An 18,005-nucleotide genomic window follows, 5' to 3' on the forward strand; every position below is an offset into this window, starting at 1 on the left:
AAGACACTCATTGAATCCCTATGCGTGATCCAGCCCCTTCTGACACATCCAAGAAGCGCGTCATTGTCGGCATGTCCGGCGGCGTGGACTCTTCCGTTTCCGCTCTCCTGCTGATCGAGCAGGGCTATGAAGTGGAAGGCCTGTTCATGAAGAACTGGGAAGAAGACGACGGAACGGAATACTGCACCGCCATGGACGACCTGGCGGATGCCCAGGCCGTGTGCGACAAGATCGGTATCAAGCTGCACACCGCCAACTTCGCCGCCGAGTACTGGGACAACGTGTTCGAGCACTTCCTGGCCGAGTACAAGGCCGGCCGCACGCCGAACCCGGACATCCTGTGCAACCGCGAGATCAAGTTCAAGGCGTTCCTCGACTACGCCATGATGCTCGGCGCCGACCTGATCGCCACCGGTCACTACGTGCGCCGCCGCGACATTGATGGCCGCACCGAACTGCTCAAGGGCCTGGATCCGAACAAGGATCAGAGCTACTTCCTGCACGCTGTCGGCGGCGAACAGATCGCCAAGACCCTGTTCCCGGTCGGCGAGCTGGAAAAACCGGAAGTCCGTGCAATCGCCGAGAAATACGAGCTGGCGACTGCCAAGAAGAAGGATTCCACCGGGATCTGCTTCATCGGCGAGCGCCGTTTCAGCGATTTCCTCAAGCAATACCTGCCGGCGCAACCGGGCGAGATCAAGACCACCGAAGGCGAAGTCATCGGCCGTCACCACGGCCTGATGTACCACACCATCGGTCAGCGCCAGGGCCTGGGCATCGGCGGCCTGAAAGACGCCGGTGATGAGCCGTGGTACGTGCTGCGCAAGGATCTGGACACCAACGAGCTGATCGTCGGCCAGGGCAACAACCATCCATGGCTGTTCTCCAGCGCCCTGCTCGCTTCGGAAATCTACTGGGTCAACCCGATCGATTTGAGCCAGCCGCTGCGCCTGACCGCCAAGGTTCGTTATCGCCAGAGCGATCAGACCTGCACGCTGGAAAAAACCGAGACCGGCTATCGCGCCGTGTTCGACGAACCGCAACGCGCGGTCACGCCGGGTCAGTCGGTGGTGTTCTATGACGGTGAAATCTGCCTCGGCGGCGGCGTGATCGAAGTCGCCGAGCCGTGGAGCGGCCAGGCATGAGCCCGACTCAGGAGCAACTGACGGCTCTGGGTGGCGTGTTTCTTGCCGCCGTACTGGTCGACCGGATCGCCAAGACCGGCCAGACCAACGAGGCCGGCCTGAGCTGCATGCTCGGCAGCCTGCTGGTCCGCGATCCGAAGGACACGCTGGACGTGTACGGTGGCGACGACATCAATCTGCGCGAGGGTTACCGTGCGCTGATCGGCGCCCTCGAGCGCGACCCGAGCACCTTGCAGCGCGAGCCATTGCGCTACGCATTGTCGATGCTCGGCCTCGAGCGGCAACTGGCCAAGCGCAACGACATGCTCGACGTGATCGGCAAGCGCCTGCCGCAGATTCAGTCGCAGGTCGAGCATTTCGGCCCGGCCCACGAAAACGTGATCGCGGCCTGCGGTGCGCTGTATCAGGACACCCTGAGCACGCTGCGCCAACGCATTCAAGTGCACGGCGACATGCGCAACCTGCAGCAGCCGAGCAACGCGTCGAAGATTCGCGCCCTGTTGCTCGCCGGTATTCGTTCGGCACGCCTGTGGCGTCAACTCGGCGGCCATCGCTGGCAGTTGGTGATCAGTCGTCGCAAGCTGCTCAAAGAGCTGTATCCGTTGATGCGCAGCGAGTAAATCGCCGCGCAATAAAAGCTTTGTAGTCTGTAACGCGTAATACGCCGGTCAGTTGGCGACGGACCGGCGGATTTTTTCATGTATGATACGCGCCCCATTTCGTTGCCCGACTGTCCGAGAACACCCCATGCAGCTCTCTTCGCTCACTGCGGTTTCCCCTGTTGACGGCCGCTACGCCGGCAAAACCCAGGCCCTGCGCCCGATTTTCAGCGAGTACGGCCTGATCCGTGCCCGCGTCCTGGTTGAAGTGCGCTGGCTCCAGCGCCTGGCCGCTCACGCCGGCATCCCGGAAGTGCCAGCCTTCTCCGCCGAAGCCAACGCCGTTCTGAACGAACTGGCCGAAAACTTCTCGCTGGAACACGCCGAGCGCGTGAAAGAGATCGAGCGCACCACCAACCACGACGTGAAAGCGATCGAGTACCTGCTCAAGGAACAGGCAGCCAAGCTGCCGGAACTGGCCAAGGTCAGCGAGTTCATCCACTTCGCCTGCACCAGCGAGGACATCAACAACCTGTCCCACGCCCTGATGCTGCGCGAAGGTCGTGACGACGTGATGCTGCCGCTGATGCGCCAGACCGCCAACGCCATCCGCGAACTGGCCCTGCGCTTCGCCGACGTGCCAATGCTGTCGCGCACCCACGGCCAGCCGGCTTCGCCGACCACCCTGGGTAAAGAGCTGGCGAACGTGGTTTACCGTCTCGAGCGCCAGATCGCTCAGGTCGCTGCCGTTCCGCTGCTGGGCAAGATCAACGGCGCTGTCGGCAACTACAACGCGCACCTGTCGGCCTACCCGCAGATCGACTGGGAAGCCAACGCCCGCGCCTTCATCGAAGACGAGCTGGGCCTGGCCTTCAACCCGTACACCACGCAGATCGAGCCGCACGACTACATCGCCGAGCTGTTCGACGCCATTGCGCGCTTCAACACCATCCTGATCGACTTCGACCGTGACATCTGGGGCTACATCTCCCTGGGTTACTTCAAGCAGCGCACCATTGCCGGCGAAATCGGTTCGTCGACCATGCCGCACAAGGTCAACCCGATCGACTTCGAAAACTCCGAAGGCAACCTGGGCATCGCCAACGCGCTGTTCCAGCACCTGGCGAGCAAACTGCCGATCTCCCGCTGGCAGCGCGACCTGACCGACTCCACCGTTCTGCGCAACCTCGGTGTCGGCTTCGCCCACAGCGTGATCGCGTACGAAGCGAGCCTCAAAGGCATCAGCAAACTCGAGCTGAACGCTGACAAGATTGCTGCCGATCTGGACGCCTGCTGGGAAGTCCTGGCCGAGCCGATCCAGACCGTAATGCGCCGCTACAACATCGAAAACCCGTACGAGAAGCTGAAAGAACTGACGCGCGGCAAGGGCATCAGCCCTGAAGCGCTGCAGACTTTCATCGATGGCCTGGACATGCCGGCCGCTGCGAAAGCCGAGCTCAAGCAACTGACCCCGGCCAACTACATCGGCAACGCTGTAGCGCAAGCCAAACGCATCTGATCGACTGCTTGACCCGTTTGAGACGCCCGGCCGCGCCGGGCGTTTTTATTCCCGTCTGAAAAATGCTTTTTTTCAATAGGTTACATATGAATCCCGATATTCCTCTTCAACTTCTGGGTGGTCTTACGGCGCGCGAGTTCATGCGCGATTACTGGCAGAAAAAACCACTGCTGATCCGTCAGGCGATTCCTGATTTCGAAAGCCCGATCGACGCCGACGAACTCGCCGGCCTGGCCCTGGAAGAAGAAGTCGAATCGCGCCTGGTGATCGAACACGGCGAGCGCCCATGGGAACTGCGCCGCGGCCCGTTCGCCGAAGACGAATTCAGCAAACTGCCGGAACGCGAGTGGACCCTGCTGGTGCAGGCTGTCGATCAGTTCGTGCCGGAAGTCAGCGAACTGCTGGAAAACTTCCGCTTTCTGCCGAGCTGGCGCGTCGATGACGTGATGATCAGCTTCGCCGCCCCGGGTGGCAGCGTTGGCCCGCATTTCGACAACTACGACGTGTTCCTGCTGCAAGGCCACGGCAAGCGCAACTGGAAAATCGGCCAGATGTGCGACTCCGAAAGCCCGCTGCTGCAGCACGCGGACCTGCGCATCCTCGCCGAATTCCACGAAACCGAAGAGTGGGTTCTGGAACCGGGCGACATGCTGTACCTGCCGCCGCGCCTGGCTCACTGCGGCGTGGCCGTCGATGACTGCATGACCTACTCGGTCGGCTTCCGCGCACCAAGCGCCGCTGAAGTGCTGACCCACTTCACCGACTTCCTCAGCCAGTTCCTGACTGACGAAGAGCGCTACACCGACGCCGATGCGAAGCCGGTCAGCGATGACCCGCACCAGATCCAGCACGATGCTCTTGGCCGCCTGAAGGCACTGCTCGCCGAGCACATGAGCGACGAACGCCTGCTGCTGACCTGGTTCGGCCAGTACATGACCGAGCCGCGTTATCCAGAGCTGGTCGTCGGCCCGGAGGAAGTCGAGGAAGAAGACCTCCTCAGCGCCCTCGAAGACGGTGCCATCCTGATCCGCAACCCGAGTGCACGCCTGGCATGGTCCAACGTCGATGACGATCTGCTGCTGTTCGCCAGCGGCCAGAGCCGTTACCTGCCTGGCAAGTTGCGCGAGCTGCTGAAGCTGATCTGCTCGGCTGACGCCCTGCACACCGACAACCTCGGCGACTGGCTGAGCGACGAAGATGGCCGCGGCCTGCTGTGCGAACTGGTCAAACAGGGAAGCCTGGGGTTCGCCGACGATGAATAAGATTCGCGTACGCGTTGCAGACTGGCAAAAGGACAACGCCGAGATCCGCCGCATTCGCGAAACGGTGTTCATTGCCGAACAGTCGGTTCCACCCGAGCTTGAGTGGGACGCCGATGACGCCACCGCCGTGCATTTTCTGGCCTTCGAAGGCGACTTTCCGATCGGCACCGCCCGCCTGCTGCCCGACGGGCATGTTGGCCGGGTTTCGGTACTGAAGGACTGGCGCGGGCTAAAGGTCGGCGATGCGCTGATGCACGCGGTGATTGCCGAAGCGGAAGCACGGGGCCTGAAGCAGCAGATGCTCAGCGCCCAGGTGCAGGCCACGGCGTTCTATGAGCGCCTGGGGTTCAATCTGGTCAGCGAGGAATTCCTGGAAGCAGGGATTCCGCATGTCGACATGGTTCGTCACTCGGCTTAAGTCCGCGTCGCGGCATTCGCGGACAAGCCCGCTCCCACAGGAAACCTCCAGCGAACACAGATTTTGTGCCCGGCAGAGATCCAATGTGGGAGCGGGCTTGCTCGCGAAGAGGCCCTTCAGAACACCACAAAACGCCCCGCCATTTTCGGATGCCGGGGCGTTTTGCTGTCTACGATTCAATTTGCCCCACCCCGGGCCGACAAACTGGCAATATCAAGCCTTTCGAAAGCGGAGATAACGGACATGTCCCTACGCACCCTGCTCACCACCCTGCTGCTCGGCTGCAGTTTTTCGGTGATGGCAGCCACAGAAATCGTGCCCCTCAAGTACCACACCAGCGCCGACATGCTGCCGGTGGCTCAGGATTTCATCGGCAAGGACGGTCAGGTCAGCGCCTATGGCAATCAACTGATCGTCAAGGCTGAGCCGGACAAGATCCAGGAATTGAAAGCCCTGCTCACGCAGCTCGATACCGCCCCCAAACGCCTGCTGATCACCGTCGACACCAACGAAAACAACCAACAGAACACCGGCGACCAGCAAACCAGGATCATTGACTACAGCACCGCCAGCCGTGACGGCGGCATTCAACAGGTACAGGCCAGCGAGGGTGCACCGGCGCTGATCCAGGTCGGACAGAGCGTGCCGATCACCAGCAGCCAGAGCAACTCCTGGGGCGATTACAGCAGCCAGACCCAGTATCGCAACGTCACTCAGGGTTTCTACGTCACTGCCAGCGTCACCGGTGACACCGTTCACCTGTCCATCAGTACCAACCGTGACCGAATGAGCCAGGAACGTCCCGATGTAGTGAACGTGCAAAGCACCGACACAACTGTCACAGGACGCCTGGGCGAATGGATCACCCTCGCCGGCGTGAACCGTGAGACTCAGGCCGACAAACAGGGCCTGGCCCGCAGCTACTCGACTCAAGGCCGGGATGACATGACGTTGCGGGTGAAAGTCGACACCCTGGACTAAAGCACCGAAAACTGACTGATTAGTCGTATTAGACGAAAGATGTAGTGCATGAAAAAAAGCACTACAAAACGTTTGACGAGCCAAAAAAGCGAAGGCATGATGGCCTCGCTCCCGCTAATCAGAGGCCCTGGCAAGGGCCTTCGAAGCGCTGCTCGCAACCATCCCCGCGAGCCGTTTCGTGTCTGTACCGCCCACAAGGTGTGTTTGACGAGGTTGCCGACTGGAACGAAGTTGTCCCGAGGGACGGAAGCGTAATTAGGTAACCCGGCTTTACACTGTAGTTCGCATAAAGGCCCACGACGCCCGAATGCGCCCGCCAGTTCGCCTTTACCTGCTCACCTCCCCTCGAGCCCATCGTTCATCCCGTCGCCTGCCCCGCCGAACCCGACCTGACCACCTAAGCTTCTGGTCAGCGAGCGCAAGGAATTTTCCACCGCAGAACAACTTTTCATAAAGACGCGACGAGGTTTATCTCCATGGCACTGACACGCGAACAGCAAATTGCAGCCCTTGAAAAAGACTGGGCTGAAAACCCGCGCTGGAAAGGCGTGACTCGCAATTACTCCGCTGCTGACGTCGTCCGTCTGCGTGGCTCGGTTCAACCAGAGCACACCTTTGCAAAAATGGGCGCCGAAAAACTGTGGAACCTGGTCACCCAGGGTGCCAAGCCGTCCTTCCGCCCAGAGAAAGATTTCGTCAACTGCATGGGCGCCCTGACCGGTGGCCAGGCTGTTCAACAGGTTAAAGCCGGTATCCAGGCGATCTACCTGTCGGGCTGGCAAGTCGCTGCGGACAACAACTCCGCCGAATCGATGTACCCGGACCAGTCGCTGTACCCGGTGGACTCGGTTCCAACCGTGGTCAAGCGCATCAACAACTCGTTCCGTCGTGCCGACCAGATCCAGTGGAAAGCCGGCAAGAACCCGGGCGACGAGGGCTACATCGACTACTTCGCGCCGATCGTGGCTGACGCCGAAGCCGGCTTCGGCGGCGTACTGAACGCCTACGAGCTGATGAAGAGCATGATCGAAGCAGGCGCCGCCGGCGTTCACTTCGAAGACCAGCTGGCTTCCGTGAAGAAGTGCGGCCACATGGGCGGCAAGGTTCTGGTTCCAACCCAGGAAGCCGTACAGAAGCTGACCGCTGCTCGTCTGGCTGCCGACGTTGCCGGCGTACCGACCATCATCCTGGCCCGTACCGACGCCAACGCTGCCGACCTGCTGACTTCCGACTGCGACCCGTACGACCAGCCGTTCGTGACTGGCACCCGCACCCAGGAAGGCTTCTACAAGGTTCGTGCAGGTCTGGACCAGGCCATCGCCCGTGGCCTGGCCTACGCGCCGTACGCCGACCTGATCTGGTGCGAAACCGCCAAGCCGGACCTGGAAGAAGCCCGTCGCTTCGCCGAAGCGATCAAGAAGGAATACCCGGACCAGATCCTGTCGTACAACTGCTCGCCTTCCTTCAACTGGAAGAAAAACCTGGACGACGCGACCATCGCCAAGTTCCAGCGCGAACTGTCCGCCATGGGTTACAAGCACCAGTTCATCACCCTGGCCGGCATTCACAACATGTGGCACAGCATGTTCAACCTGGCGCACGACTACGCCCGCAACGACATGACTGCCTACGTGAAGCTGCAGGAGCAGGAATTCGCTGATGCCGCCAAGGGTTACACCTTCGTGGCTCACCAGCAGGAAGTGGGCACCGGCTACTTCGACGACATGACCACCGTGATCCAGGGCGGCACGTCCTCGGTGACCGCGCTGACCGGTTCGACCGAAGAAGAACAGTTCCACTGATCGACTTCGCCTGAGCGAACGGCCTTTGCGGACCGTGTAGAAAGCTAACCGCATTGCCGAAGAACTGACGCCCCGACTGGTTCGGGGCGTTTTTTTGCCTGCGACCTTCTGACCAACCCAGGGCTGGCACAGTCCGTCAGGCAAAACATTGATCCAGAGCGCTATCCACGTCACAAAAATCGGTTAAAACGTGTGCCGCCGCTACTTGCAGTAACGCGGATATAAGACAACTTCCCAACTGCCCAATCGCTAAACAGTTACAAAACCATCACAAACGATATTAATTATCATTTAGCGGCAACTATATTCGTTACATTTTCGACAAAACATAATTCGTGAAATCCCGGCTAATGCCCGCAACGCATGGGCTACAGGGCCATAGAGGTGCGCTATGTCCTTATTCCAATAAATAATTTCGCTATAGGAATTTTACTTGCAGGGTGTTTAGCCATAAAATCAGCGCGATTGATTGCTGCGACATATCGTCACTGCCTTATTTCTTTATCAAGCTCAGAGACCTTTGCTCTCTGTTAAGGATTTCCAGCATGCCCGAAGCGACAGGACTCATGGCCCACAACTGGGGCTTTGCCATTTTCCTTCTGGGTGTAGTCGGCCTGTGTGCCTTCATGCTCGGCGTCTCCAGCCTCCTCGGGTCAAAAGCCTGGGGCCGCAGCAAAAACGAACCGTTCGAGTCCGGCATGCTACCTACCGGTGGCGCCCGCTTGCGGCTCTCAGCCAAATTCTATCTGGTCGCGATGCTGTTCGTGATCTTCGATATCGAAGCCCTCTTTCTCTTTGCATGGTCTGTGTCCGTCCGCGAAAGCGGCTGGACCGGATTCGTCGAAGCTCTCGTTTTCATAGCAATTCTGTTGGCAGGTCTTGTCTACCTGTTCCGAGTGGGCGCCCTTGACTGGGCTCCGGAAGCTCGTCGCAAGCGGCAGGCGAAGCTGAAACAATGAGGCTTTGGCAATGCAATACAATCTCACCAGAATCGACCCCGATGCTCCTAACGAGCAGTATCCGATCGGCCAGCGGGAAACCGTTTCCGATCCGTTAGAGGATCAAGTCCACAAAAACATTTTCATGGGCAAGCTGGAAGACGTGCTGAGCGGCGCGGTCAACTGGGGACGTAAAAACTCCCTGTGGCCGTACAACTTCGGTCTGTCGTGCTGCTACGTGGAAATGACCACCGCCTTCACGGCGCCCCACGACATCGCGCGCTTCGGCGCCGAAGTTATCCGGGCATCACCGCGTCAGGCCGACTTCATGGTTATCGCCGGGACCTGCTTCATCAAGATGGCGCCGATCATTCAGCGTCTCTACGAGCAGATGCTCGAGCCGAAATGGGTTATCTCCATGGGTTCGTGCGCCAACTCCGGTGGCATGTACGACATCTACTCCGTGGTTCAAGGGGTGGACAAGTTCCTGCCCGTGGACGTCTACGTACCTGGCTGCCCGCCCCGTCCAGAAGCATTTCTGCAAGGCTTGATGCTGCTGCAGGAATCCATTGGCCAGGAGCGTCGCCCACTTTCCTGGGTCGTTGGCGATCAAGGCGTTTATCGCGCCGACATGCCTTCGCAGAAGGAACAGCGCCGCGAACAGCGAATCGCAGTCACCAATCTGCGCAGCCCTGACGAAGTCTGATCCAGATCTGTTTCAAAGAAACGAGAAGCTGGCTTCATTCTTTACGTTGACCGAAAGCGAAAAAATAACCATGACTACAGGCAGTGCTCTGTACATCCCGCCTTACAAGGCAGACGACCAGGATGTGGTCGTCGAACTGAACAACCGTTTTGGTGCCGAGGCGTTCACCGCCCAGCCGACCCGCACCGGCATGCCGGTGCTGTGGGTGGCCCGCGCCAAGCTCGTCGAAGTCCTGACCTTCCTGCGCAACCTGCCCAAGCCGTACGTCATGCTCTATGACCTGCACGGCGTGGATGAGCGTCTGCGCACCAAGCGTCAAGGGCTGCCAAGCGGTGCCGATTTCACCGTGTTCTATCACCTCATGTCGCTGGAACGTAATAGTGACGTGATGATCAAGGTTGCCTTGTCCGAGAGCGACCTCAGCTTGCCGACCGTCACCAGCATCTGGCCGAACGCCAACTGGTACGAGCGTGAAGTCTGGGACATGTACGGTATCGACTTCAAAGGTCACCCTCACCTGTCGCGCATTATGATGCCGCCGACCTGGGAAGGTCACCCGCTGCGCAAGGACTTCCCGGCGCGCGCCACCGAATTCGACCCGTTCAGCCTGAACCTGGCCAAGCAACAGCTCGAGGAAGAAGCCGCGCGCTTCCGTCCGGAAGACTGGGGCATGAAGCGTTCCGGCCCGAACGAGGACTACATGTTCCTCAACCTGGGGCCGAACCACCCTTCGGCGCACGGTGCGTTCCGCATCATCCTGCAACTGGACGGCGAAGAGATCGTCGACTGCGTCCCGGACATCGGTTACCACCACCGTGGTGCCGAGAAGATGGCCGAGCGTCAGTCCTGGCACAGCTTCATTCCGTACACCGACCGTATCGACTACCTCGGCGGCGTGATGAACAACCTGCCGTACGTGCTCTCGGTCGAGAAGCTGGCCGGCATCAAGGTGCCCGAGAAGGTCGACGTCATCCGCATCATGATGGCCGAGTTCTTCCGGATCACCAGCCACCTGCTGTTCCTGGGTACCTACATCCAGGACGTCGGCGCGATGACCCCGGTGTTCTTCACCTTCACCGACCGCCAGAAGGCGTACACGGTGATCGAAGCCATCACCGGCTTCCGTCTGCACCCGGCCTGGTACCGCATCGGCGGTGTTGCCCACGACCTGCCGCGTGGCTGGGAAAAACTGGTGAAAGACTTCGTTGAATGGCTGCCAAAGCGCCTCGACGAATACACCAAGGCCGCCCTGCAGAACAGCATCCTCAAGGGTCGTACCATCGGCGTTGCCCAGTACAACACCAAAGAGGCCCTGGAATGGGGCGTCACCGGTGCCGGCCTGCGTTCCACCGGTTGCGACTTCGACCTGCGTAAAGCGCGTCCATATTCCGGCTACGAGAACTTCGAGTTCGAAGTGCCGCTGGCCGCCAACGGCGATGCCTATGACCGCTGCATGGTTCGCGTCGAAGAAATGCGCCAGAGCGTCAAGATCATCGACCAGTGCCTGCGCAACATGCCGGAAGGCCCGTACAAGGCGGATCACCCGCTGACCACGCCGCCGCCGAAAGAGCGCACGCTGCAGCACATCGAAACCTTGATCACGCACTTCCTGCAGGTTTCGTGGGGCCCGGTCATGCCGGCCAACGAATCCTTCCAGATGATCGAAGCGACCAAGGGCATCAACAGCTATTACCTGACGAGCGACGGCGGCACCATGAGCTACCGTACCCGGATCCGTACTCCGAGCTTCGCCCACCTGCAGCAGATCCCTTCGGTGATCAAAGGCAGCATGGTCGCGGACCTGATTGCGTACCTGGGTAGTATCGATTTCGTTATGGCCGACGTGGACCGCTAAGCATGAACAGCACGCTTATCCAGACAGACCGTTTCACCTTGAGTGAAACCGAGCGCTCGGCCATCGAGCACGAGCTGCATCACTACGAAGACCCGCGCGCGGCGTCGATCGAAGCCCTGAAGATCGTCCAGAAGGAACGCGGCTGGGTGCCGGACGGCGCCCTGTACGCCATCGGCGAGATCCTCGGCATCCCGGCCAGCGACGTTGAAGGCGTGGCCACGTTCTACAGCCAGATCTTCCGTCAACCGGTCGGCCGTCACATCATTCGCGTCTGCGACAGCATGGTCTGCTACATCGGTGGCCACGAGTCGGTGGTCAGCGAAATCCAGAACAACCTGGGTATCGGCCTGGGTCAGACCACCGCCGACGGTCGTTTCACCCTGCTGCCGGTCTGCTGCCTCGGCAACTGCGACAAGGCACCGGCGCTGATGATCGATGACGACACCTTTGGCGATGTCCAGCCTGCCGGCGTCGCCAAACTGCTCGAGGGCTACGTATGACCCTGACTTCTTTCGGTCCTGCCAACCGCATCCAGCGTTCGGCCGAGACTCACCCGCTGACCTGGCGCCTGCGCGACGACGGCGAAGCCGTGTGGCTCGACGAGTACCAGGCCAAGAACGGTTACGCCGCTGCGCGCAAGGCCTTCGCCGACATGGATCAGGACGCCATCGTCCAGACCGTGAAAGACGCCGGCCTCAAGGGTCGCGGCGGTGCAGGCTTCCCCACTGGCGTGAAGTGGGGCCTGATGCCAAAGGACGAATCCATCAACATCCGCTACCTGCTGTGCAACGCGGATGAAATGGAGCCGAACACCTGGAAAGACCGCATGCTGATGGAGCAACTGCCCCATCTGCTGATCGAAGGCATGCTGATCAGTGCCCGCGCGCTGAAAACCTACCGTGGCTACATCTTCCTGCGCGGGGAGTACACCACCGCCGCCAAGCACCTGAACCGTGCCGTGGAAGAAGCCAAGGCAGCCGGTCTGCTGGGCAAGAACATCCTGGGCAGCGGCTTCGATTTCGAGCTGTTCGTCCACACCGGCGCCGGGCGTTACATCTGCGGTGAAGAAACCGCACTGATCAACTCCCTCGAAGGCCGCCGCGCCAACCCGCGCTCCAAGCCGCCCTTCCCTGCCGCCGTTGGTGTGTGGGGCAAGCCGACCTGCGTGAACAACGTTGAAACCCTGTGCAACGTGCCGGCGATCATCGCCGACGGCGTGGACTGGTACAAATCGTTGGCCCGCGACGGCAGCGAAGACATGGGCACCAAGCTCATGGGCTTCTCCGGCAAGGTCAAGAACCCCGGCCTGTGGGAACTGCCCTTCGGCGTGACCGGTCGCGAATTGTTCGAAGACTACGCCGGCGGCATGCGCGACGGTTACAAGCTCAAGGCCTGGCAGCCGGGCGGCGCCGGTACCGGTTTCCTGTTGCCGGAACACCTCGACGCCCAAATGTACGCCGGCGGCATCGCCAAGGTGGGCACCCGTATGGGTACCGGCCTGGCCATGGCGGTGGACGACAGCGTCAACATGGTGTCCCTGCTGCGCAACATGGAACAGTTCTTCGCTCGCGAATCCTGCGGTTTCTGCACTCCTTGCCGTGATGGCCTGCCATGGAGCGTCAAGCTGCTGATGGCCATCGAACAAGGCCGCGGCCAGCCGGGTGACATCGAGACTCTGCTGGGTCTGGTCAACTTCCTCGGCCCGGGCAAGACCTTCTGTGCTCACGCACCGGGTGCCGTGGAACCATTGGGCAGTGCCATCAAATACTTCCGTCCAGAGTTCGAAGCCGGTATCGCGCCTGCAAGCGCCGCCGTCCCGCCTCTGGCGAAGCCGATCACAGTCGGCGCGTAAACGCTTAAAAAAGGCGAAGGGTCCGTGCCCTTCGCCTTTCGTCCGATGACGCCTTTCGGGGCTGACTGGATTCGGACGGATAACAAGATTCCATTAGCCACGCCCGCTGACACCGGGCCAACGAAGACCTTTGAACCATGGCCACTATCCACGTAGACGGCAAAGCGCTCGAAGTCGACGGGGCAGACAACCTGTTACAGGCATGTCTGTCGCTGGGCCTCGACATCCCTTATTTCTGCTGGCACCCCGCGCTTGGTAGCGTCGGGGCCTGCCGCCAGTGCGCGGTCAAGCAGTACACCGATGAGAACGACACCCGTGGTCGTATCGTCATGTCCTGCATGACGCCTGCCACCGACAACACCTGGATCTCCATCGACGATGAAGAATCCAAGGCGTTCCGCGCCAGTGTTGTTGAATGGCTGATGACCAACCACCCGCACGACTGCCCTGTGTGCGAGGAAGGCGGTCACTGCCACCTGCAAGACATGACGGTGATGACCGGCCACAACGAGCGCCGTTATCGCTTCACCAAGCGCACCCACCAGAACCAGCAACTGGGCCCGTTCATTTCCCACGAAATGAACCGCTGCATCGCCTGCTACCGCTGCGTGCGTTTCTACAAGGACTACGCCGGCGGCACCGACCTGGGTGTATTCGGCGCCCACGACAACGTGTACTTCGGTCGCGTTGAAGACGGCACCCTCGAAAGCGAGTTCTCCGGCAACCTCACCGAGGTCTGCCCGACCGGTGTGTTCACCGACAAGACTCACTCCGAGCGCTACAACCGCAAGTGGGACATGCAATTCTCGCCAAGCATCTGCCATGGCTGCTCCAGCGGTTGCAACATCTCCCCGGGCGAGCGTTACGGCGAACTGCGTCGCATCGAAAACCGTTACAACGGTTCGGTGAACCAGTACTTCCTGTGCGACCGTGGCCGTTTCGGTTATGGCTACGTCAACCGCACCGACCGTCCACGTCAGCCGCTGCTGGCCGACGGCACCAAGCTTGGGCTGGATGCTGCGCTGGACAAAGCCGCCGACCTGCTGCGCGGTCGCAACATCGTCGGTATCGGTTCGCCACGTGCCAGCCTCGAAAGCAACTACGCGTTGCGTGAACTGGTCGGCGCCGAGCACTTCTACTCCGGTATCGAAGCGTCCGAACTGGAACGCATCCGTCTGGTCCTGCAAGTGCTGAAGGACAGCCCGCTGCCCGTGCCGAACATGCGCGACATCGAAGACCACGACGCCGTGTTCGTCCTCGGTGAAGACCTGACCCAGACCGCCGCCCGCATGGCCCTGGCCCTGCGTCAGTCGGTCAAAGGCAAGGCCGAAGACATGGCCGAAGCCATGCGCGTTCAGCCGTGGCTCGACGCGGCGGTGAAGAACATCGGTCAGCACGAACTGAACCCGCTGTTCATCGCCAGCCTGGCTGAAACCAAGCTCGACGATATCGCCGAAGAGTGTGTACACGCCGCTCCCGACGATCTGGCGCGCATCGGTTTCGCCGTGGCTCACGCCCTGGACGCCAGCGCACCGGCCGTCGAAGGTCTGGACGCCGAAGCCCTGGAACTGGCCAAGCGCATCGCCGATGCCCTGCTCGCTGCCAAGCGTCCGCTGATCATCGCCGGTACTTCGCTGGGCTCCAAAGCCTTGATCGAAGCCGCTGCAAACATCGCCAAGGCCCTGAAGCTGCGCGAGAAGAACGGTTCGATCAGCCTGATCGTGCCGGAAGCCAACAGCCTCGGCCTGGCCATGCTCGGTGGCGAATCGGTTGATGCTGCGCTGCAAGCAGTGATTGACGGCAAGGCCGACGCCATCGTCGTGCTGGAAAACGATCTGTACACCCGTACCGCCAAGGCCAAGGTCGATGCGGCACTGAACGCTGCGAAAGTAGTGATCGTTGCCGACCATCAGAAGACGGCCACCAGCGACCGCGCGCATCTGGTTCTACCGGCCGCGAGCTTCGCTGAAGGCGACGGTACGCTGGTCAGCCAGGAAGGCCGCGCCCAGCGCTTCTTCCAGGTTTTCGACCCGCAATACATGGACGCGAGCATTCTGGTCCACGAAGGCTGGCGCTGGCTGCACGCCCTGCGCGCCACCCTGCTGAACCAGCCGATCGACTGGACGCAACTCGACCACGTGACCGCTGCCGTTGCTTCGAGCACCCCGCAACTGGCCCGAATCGTCGACGCCGCACCGTCCGCCTCGTTCCGCATCAAGGGTCTGAAACTGGCCCGTGAACCGCTGCGTTACTCCGGTCGCACGGCGATGCGCGCTGACATCAGCGTTCACGAACCACGCACCCCGCAAGACAAGGACACCGCGTTCGCCTTCTCGATGGAAGGTTACTCGGGCTCCGCCGAACCGCGTCAGCAGGTTCCTTTTGCATGGTCGCCGGGCTGGAACTCGCCGCAAGCCTGGAACAAGTTCCAGGACGAAGTCGGTGGTCACCTGCGCGCTGGCGATCCGGGCACCCGCCTGATCGAAAGCACCGGTGATTCGCTGAACTGGTTCGCCAGTGTTCCGCGCGCGTTCAACCCGGCCCAGGGCACCTGGCAAGCCGTGCCGTTCTACCACCTGTTCGGCAGCGACGAGACCTCGTCGAAAGCCGCTCCGGTCCAGGAACGCATTCCGGCTGCCTACGTCGCACTGGCCAAGTCCGAAGCGGACCGCCTGGGCGTCAACGACGGCGCACTGCTGAGCCTCAATGTTGCCGGCCAGACCCTGCGTCTGCCGCTGCGCATCAATGAAGAGCTGGGCGCTGGCCTGGTTGCACTGCCGGCCGGTCTGGCAGGCATTCCGCCGGCGATTTTCGGCCAAACCGTTGATGGTCTGCAGGAGGCAGCGCAATGACCTGGTTCACCCCTGAAGTGATCGATGTGATCCTGACGGTCATCAAGGCCATCGTGATCCTGCTGGCCGTGGTGGTCGCAGGCGCGTTGCTCAGCTTTGTCGAACGTCGCCTGCTGGGCTGGTGGCAGGACCGTTACGGTCCGAACCGCGTCGGCCCGTTCGGCATGTTCCAGATCGCAGCCGACATGCTGAAGATGTTCTTCAAGGAAGACTGGACCCCTCCGTTTGCCGACAAGGTGATCTTCACCCTGGCGCCGGTGGTGGCCATGTCCGCCCTGCTGATCGCGTTCGCGATCATCCCGATCACCCCGACCTGGGGCGTGGCGGACCTGAACATCGGCCTGCTGTTCTTCTTCGCCATGGCCGGTCTTTCGGTCTACGCGGTACTGTTCGCCGGCTGGTCGAGTAACAACAAGTTCGCCCTGCTGGGCAGCTTGCGTGCCTCGGCGCAGACCGTGTCCTACGAAGTGTTCATGGGCCTGGCCCTGATGGGCATCGTGGTGCAGGTCGGCTCGTTCAACATGCGCGACATCGTCGAGTACCAGGCGCAGAACCTGTGGTTCATCATTCCGCAGTTCTTCGGCTTCTGTACCTTCTTCATCGCTGGCGTGGCCGTGACTCACCGTCACCCGTTCGACCAGCCGGAAGCGGAACAGGAACTGGCCGACGGTTACCACATTGAATACGCCGGTATGAAATGGGGCATGTTCTTCGTCGGTGAATACATCGGCATCATCCTGATCTCGGCACTGCTGGTCACCCTGTTCTTCGGTGGCTGGCACGGTCCGTTCGGCATCCTGCCGCAACTGTCCTTCGTCTGGTTCGCACTGAAGACCGCGTTCTTTATCATGCTGTTCATCCTGCTGCGCGCCTCCATCCCGCGTCCGCGTTATGACCAGGTGATGGATTTCAGCTGGAAATTCTGCCTGCCACTGACCCTGATCAATTTGCTGGTGACCGCTGCAATCGTGTTGTGGAACACGCCTGCGGTTGCGGTTCAGTGAGGATTTGACCCATGTTCAAATATATTGGCGACATCGTTAAGGGTACCGGTACCCAGTTGCGCAGCCTGGTCATGATCTTCGGTCATGGCTTTCGCAAGCGCGACACCCTGCAATACCCGGAAGAGCCGGTCTACCTGCCGCCACGCTACCGTGGCCGTATCGTCCTGACCCGCGACCCCGATGGCGAAGAACGCTGCGTAGCCTGCAACCTGTGCGCCGTGGCGTGCCCGGTGGGTTGCATCTCGCTGCAGAAAGCTGAAACCGAAGACGGTCGCTGGTACCCGGACTTCTTCCGTATCAACTTCTCGCGCTGCATTTTCTGCGGTCTCTGCGAGGAAGCCTGCCCGACCACCGCGATCCAGCTCACACCGGATTTCGAGATGGCCGAGTTCAAACGTCAGGACCTGGTGTACGAGAAAGAAGATCTGCTGATCTCCGGCCCCGGCAAAAACCCTGATTACAACTTCTATCGTGTTGCAGGTATGGCCGTTGCGGGCAAGCCGAAAGGCGCCGCACAAAACGAAGCCGAGCCGATCAACGTGAAGAGCTTGCTGCCTTAAGGAAGAACGATGGAATTCGCTTTCTATTTCGCATCGGGTATCGCTGTTGTGTCCACACTGCGTGTGGTCACCAACACCAATCCTGTGCACGCCCTGCTCTACCTGATCATTTCGCTGATCTCCGTGGCCATGACCTTCTTCGCTCTCGGCGCACCGTTCGCCGGCGTGCTGGAAGTGATCGCCTACGCCGGCGCCATCATGGTGCTGTTCGTGTTTGTGGTGATGATGCTGAACCTGGGGCCTGCCTCGGTTCAGCAGGAACGCACCTGGCTCAAGCCCGGCATCTGGGCAGGACCGGTGATTCTCGCCGCCCTGCTGCTGGCCGAACTGCTGTATGTGCTGTTCGCTCACCAGAGCGGTCAGGCCATCGGTCAAACCACCGTTGACGCGAAAGCCGTGGGCATCAGCCTGTTCGGTCCGTATCTGCTGGTGGTCGAACTCGCCTCGATGCTGCTGCTCGCTGCAGCCGTCACGGCGTTCCATTTGGGCCGTAACGAGGCGAAGGAGTAAGA

The 18,005-nt window shown here is 60.7% G+C and carries 16 protein-coding genes; all 16 read left to right on the forward strand.

The genetic code is table 11. The features are described 5' to 3' along the window. Window positions 1-20 precede the first annotated feature (20 nt). The 16 genes from mnmA (at window position 21) to nuoJ (ending at window position 18,003) form a co-directional block, all read left to right on the forward strand. Window positions 21-1,145, forward strand: a complete 1,125-nt coding sequence (mnmA, locus tag NE357_RS17575) for a tRNA 2-thiouridine(34) synthase MnmA (protein WP_169430942.1) — start codon at window positions 21-23, stop codon at window positions 1,143-1,145. Next, window positions 1,142-1,765 carry a high frequency lysogenization protein HflD gene (gene hflD, locus NE357_RS17580; protein WP_064380694.1) on the forward strand — a complete coding sequence of 208 codons (624 nt, stop codon included), beginning with the start codon at window positions 1,142-1,144 and terminating at the stop codon, window positions 1,763-1,765. Before mnmA ends, hflD begins: the two co-directional genes overlap by 4 nt. Window positions 1,766-1,892: 127 nt before the next feature. After that, window positions 1,893-3,263: an adenylosuccinate lyase gene (gene purB / locus NE357_RS17585; protein WP_085712387.1), complete on the forward strand. Its 1,371-nt coding sequence runs from the start codon at window positions 1,893-1,895 to the stop codon at window positions 3,261-3,263. A gap of 86 nt (window positions 3,264-3,349) precedes the next feature. Then, window positions 3,350-4,525, forward strand: a complete 1,176-nt coding sequence (locus tag NE357_RS17590; protein WP_169430943.1) for a ribosomal protein uL16 3-hydroxylase — start codon at window positions 3,350-3,352, stop codon at window positions 4,523-4,525. Further along, a complete protein-coding gene (locus NE357_RS17595; protein ID WP_169430944.1) occupies window positions 4,518-4,943 on the forward strand; it encodes a GNAT family N-acetyltransferase in 426 nt (141 codons plus the stop codon). Before NE357_RS17590 ends, NE357_RS17595 begins: the two co-directional genes overlap by 8 nt. Window positions 4,944-5,186: 243 nt before the next feature. Continuing rightward, entirely contained in the window at window positions 5,187-5,924 is a 738-nt protein-coding gene (locus NE357_RS17600; RefSeq protein ID WP_169430945.1) for a secretin N-terminal domain-containing protein, read from the forward strand. A 476-nt stretch (window positions 5,925-6,400) separates the two neighbouring features. Continuing rightward, window positions 6,401-7,726 (forward strand): isocitrate lyase, encoded by a 1,326-nt coding sequence (gene aceA / locus NE357_RS17605; RefSeq protein WP_039767419.1) that lies wholly within the window; start codon window positions 6,401-6,403, stop codon window positions 7,724-7,726. Between the two features lie 545 nt (window positions 7,727-8,271). Next, complete coding sequence (locus NE357_RS17610) at window positions 8,272-8,685, forward strand: NADH-quinone oxidoreductase subunit A (RefSeq protein ID WP_003223812.1); 414 nt, start codon at window positions 8,272-8,274, stop codon at window positions 8,683-8,685. Between the two features lie 10 nt (window positions 8,686-8,695). Continuing rightward, complete coding sequence (locus NE357_RS17615; RefSeq protein WP_007951456.1) at window positions 8,696-9,370, forward strand: NuoB/complex I 20 kDa subunit family protein; 675 nt, start codon at window positions 8,696-8,698, stop codon at window positions 9,368-9,370. Between the two features lie 70 nt (window positions 9,371-9,440). Further along, a complete protein-coding gene (gene nuoC, locus NE357_RS17620; protein ID WP_115078470.1) occupies window positions 9,441-11,225 on the forward strand; it encodes an NADH-quinone oxidoreductase subunit C/D in 1,785 nt (594 codons plus the stop codon). A 2-nt stretch (window positions 11,226-11,227) separates the two neighbouring features. Then, the gene (nuoE, locus tag NE357_RS17625; RefSeq protein WP_003223804.1) at window positions 11,228-11,725 is read left to right on the forward strand and encodes an NADH-quinone oxidoreductase subunit NuoE; all 498 of its coding nucleotides are present in this window, start codon (window positions 11,228-11,230) and stop codon (window positions 11,723-11,725) included. Continuing rightward, complete coding sequence (gene nuoF / locus NE357_RS17630; protein ID WP_064597744.1) at window positions 11,722-13,077, forward strand: NADH-quinone oxidoreductase subunit NuoF; 1,356 nt, start codon at window positions 11,722-11,724, stop codon at window positions 13,075-13,077. Before nuoE ends, nuoF begins: the two co-directional genes overlap by 4 nt. Before the next feature lie 137 nt (window positions 13,078-13,214). Then, window positions 13,215-15,929, forward strand: coding sequence for an NADH-quinone oxidoreductase subunit NuoG (nuoG, locus tag NE357_RS17635; protein ID WP_169430946.1), 2,715 nt, complete (start codon window positions 13,215-13,217; stop codon window positions 15,927-15,929). Next, a complete protein-coding gene (nuoH, locus tag NE357_RS17640; protein WP_007951460.1) occupies window positions 15,926-16,933 on the forward strand; it encodes an NADH-quinone oxidoreductase subunit NuoH in 1,008 nt (335 codons plus the stop codon). Before nuoG ends, nuoH begins: the two co-directional genes overlap by 4 nt. An 11-nt stretch (window positions 16,934-16,944) precedes the next feature. Next, complete coding sequence (nuoI, locus tag NE357_RS17645; protein WP_085690002.1) at window positions 16,945-17,493, forward strand: NADH-quinone oxidoreductase subunit NuoI; 549 nt, start codon at window positions 16,945-16,947, stop codon at window positions 17,491-17,493. A 9-nt stretch (window positions 17,494-17,502) separates the two neighbouring features. Continuing rightward, complete coding sequence (nuoJ, locus tag NE357_RS17650; RefSeq protein WP_085690004.1) at window positions 17,503-18,003, forward strand: NADH-quinone oxidoreductase subunit J; 501 nt, start codon at window positions 17,503-17,505, stop codon at window positions 18,001-18,003. Window positions 18,004-18,005: the final 2 nt, after the last annotated feature.

The organism is Pseudomonas sp. G7(2022) (genome assembly GCF_052660475.1).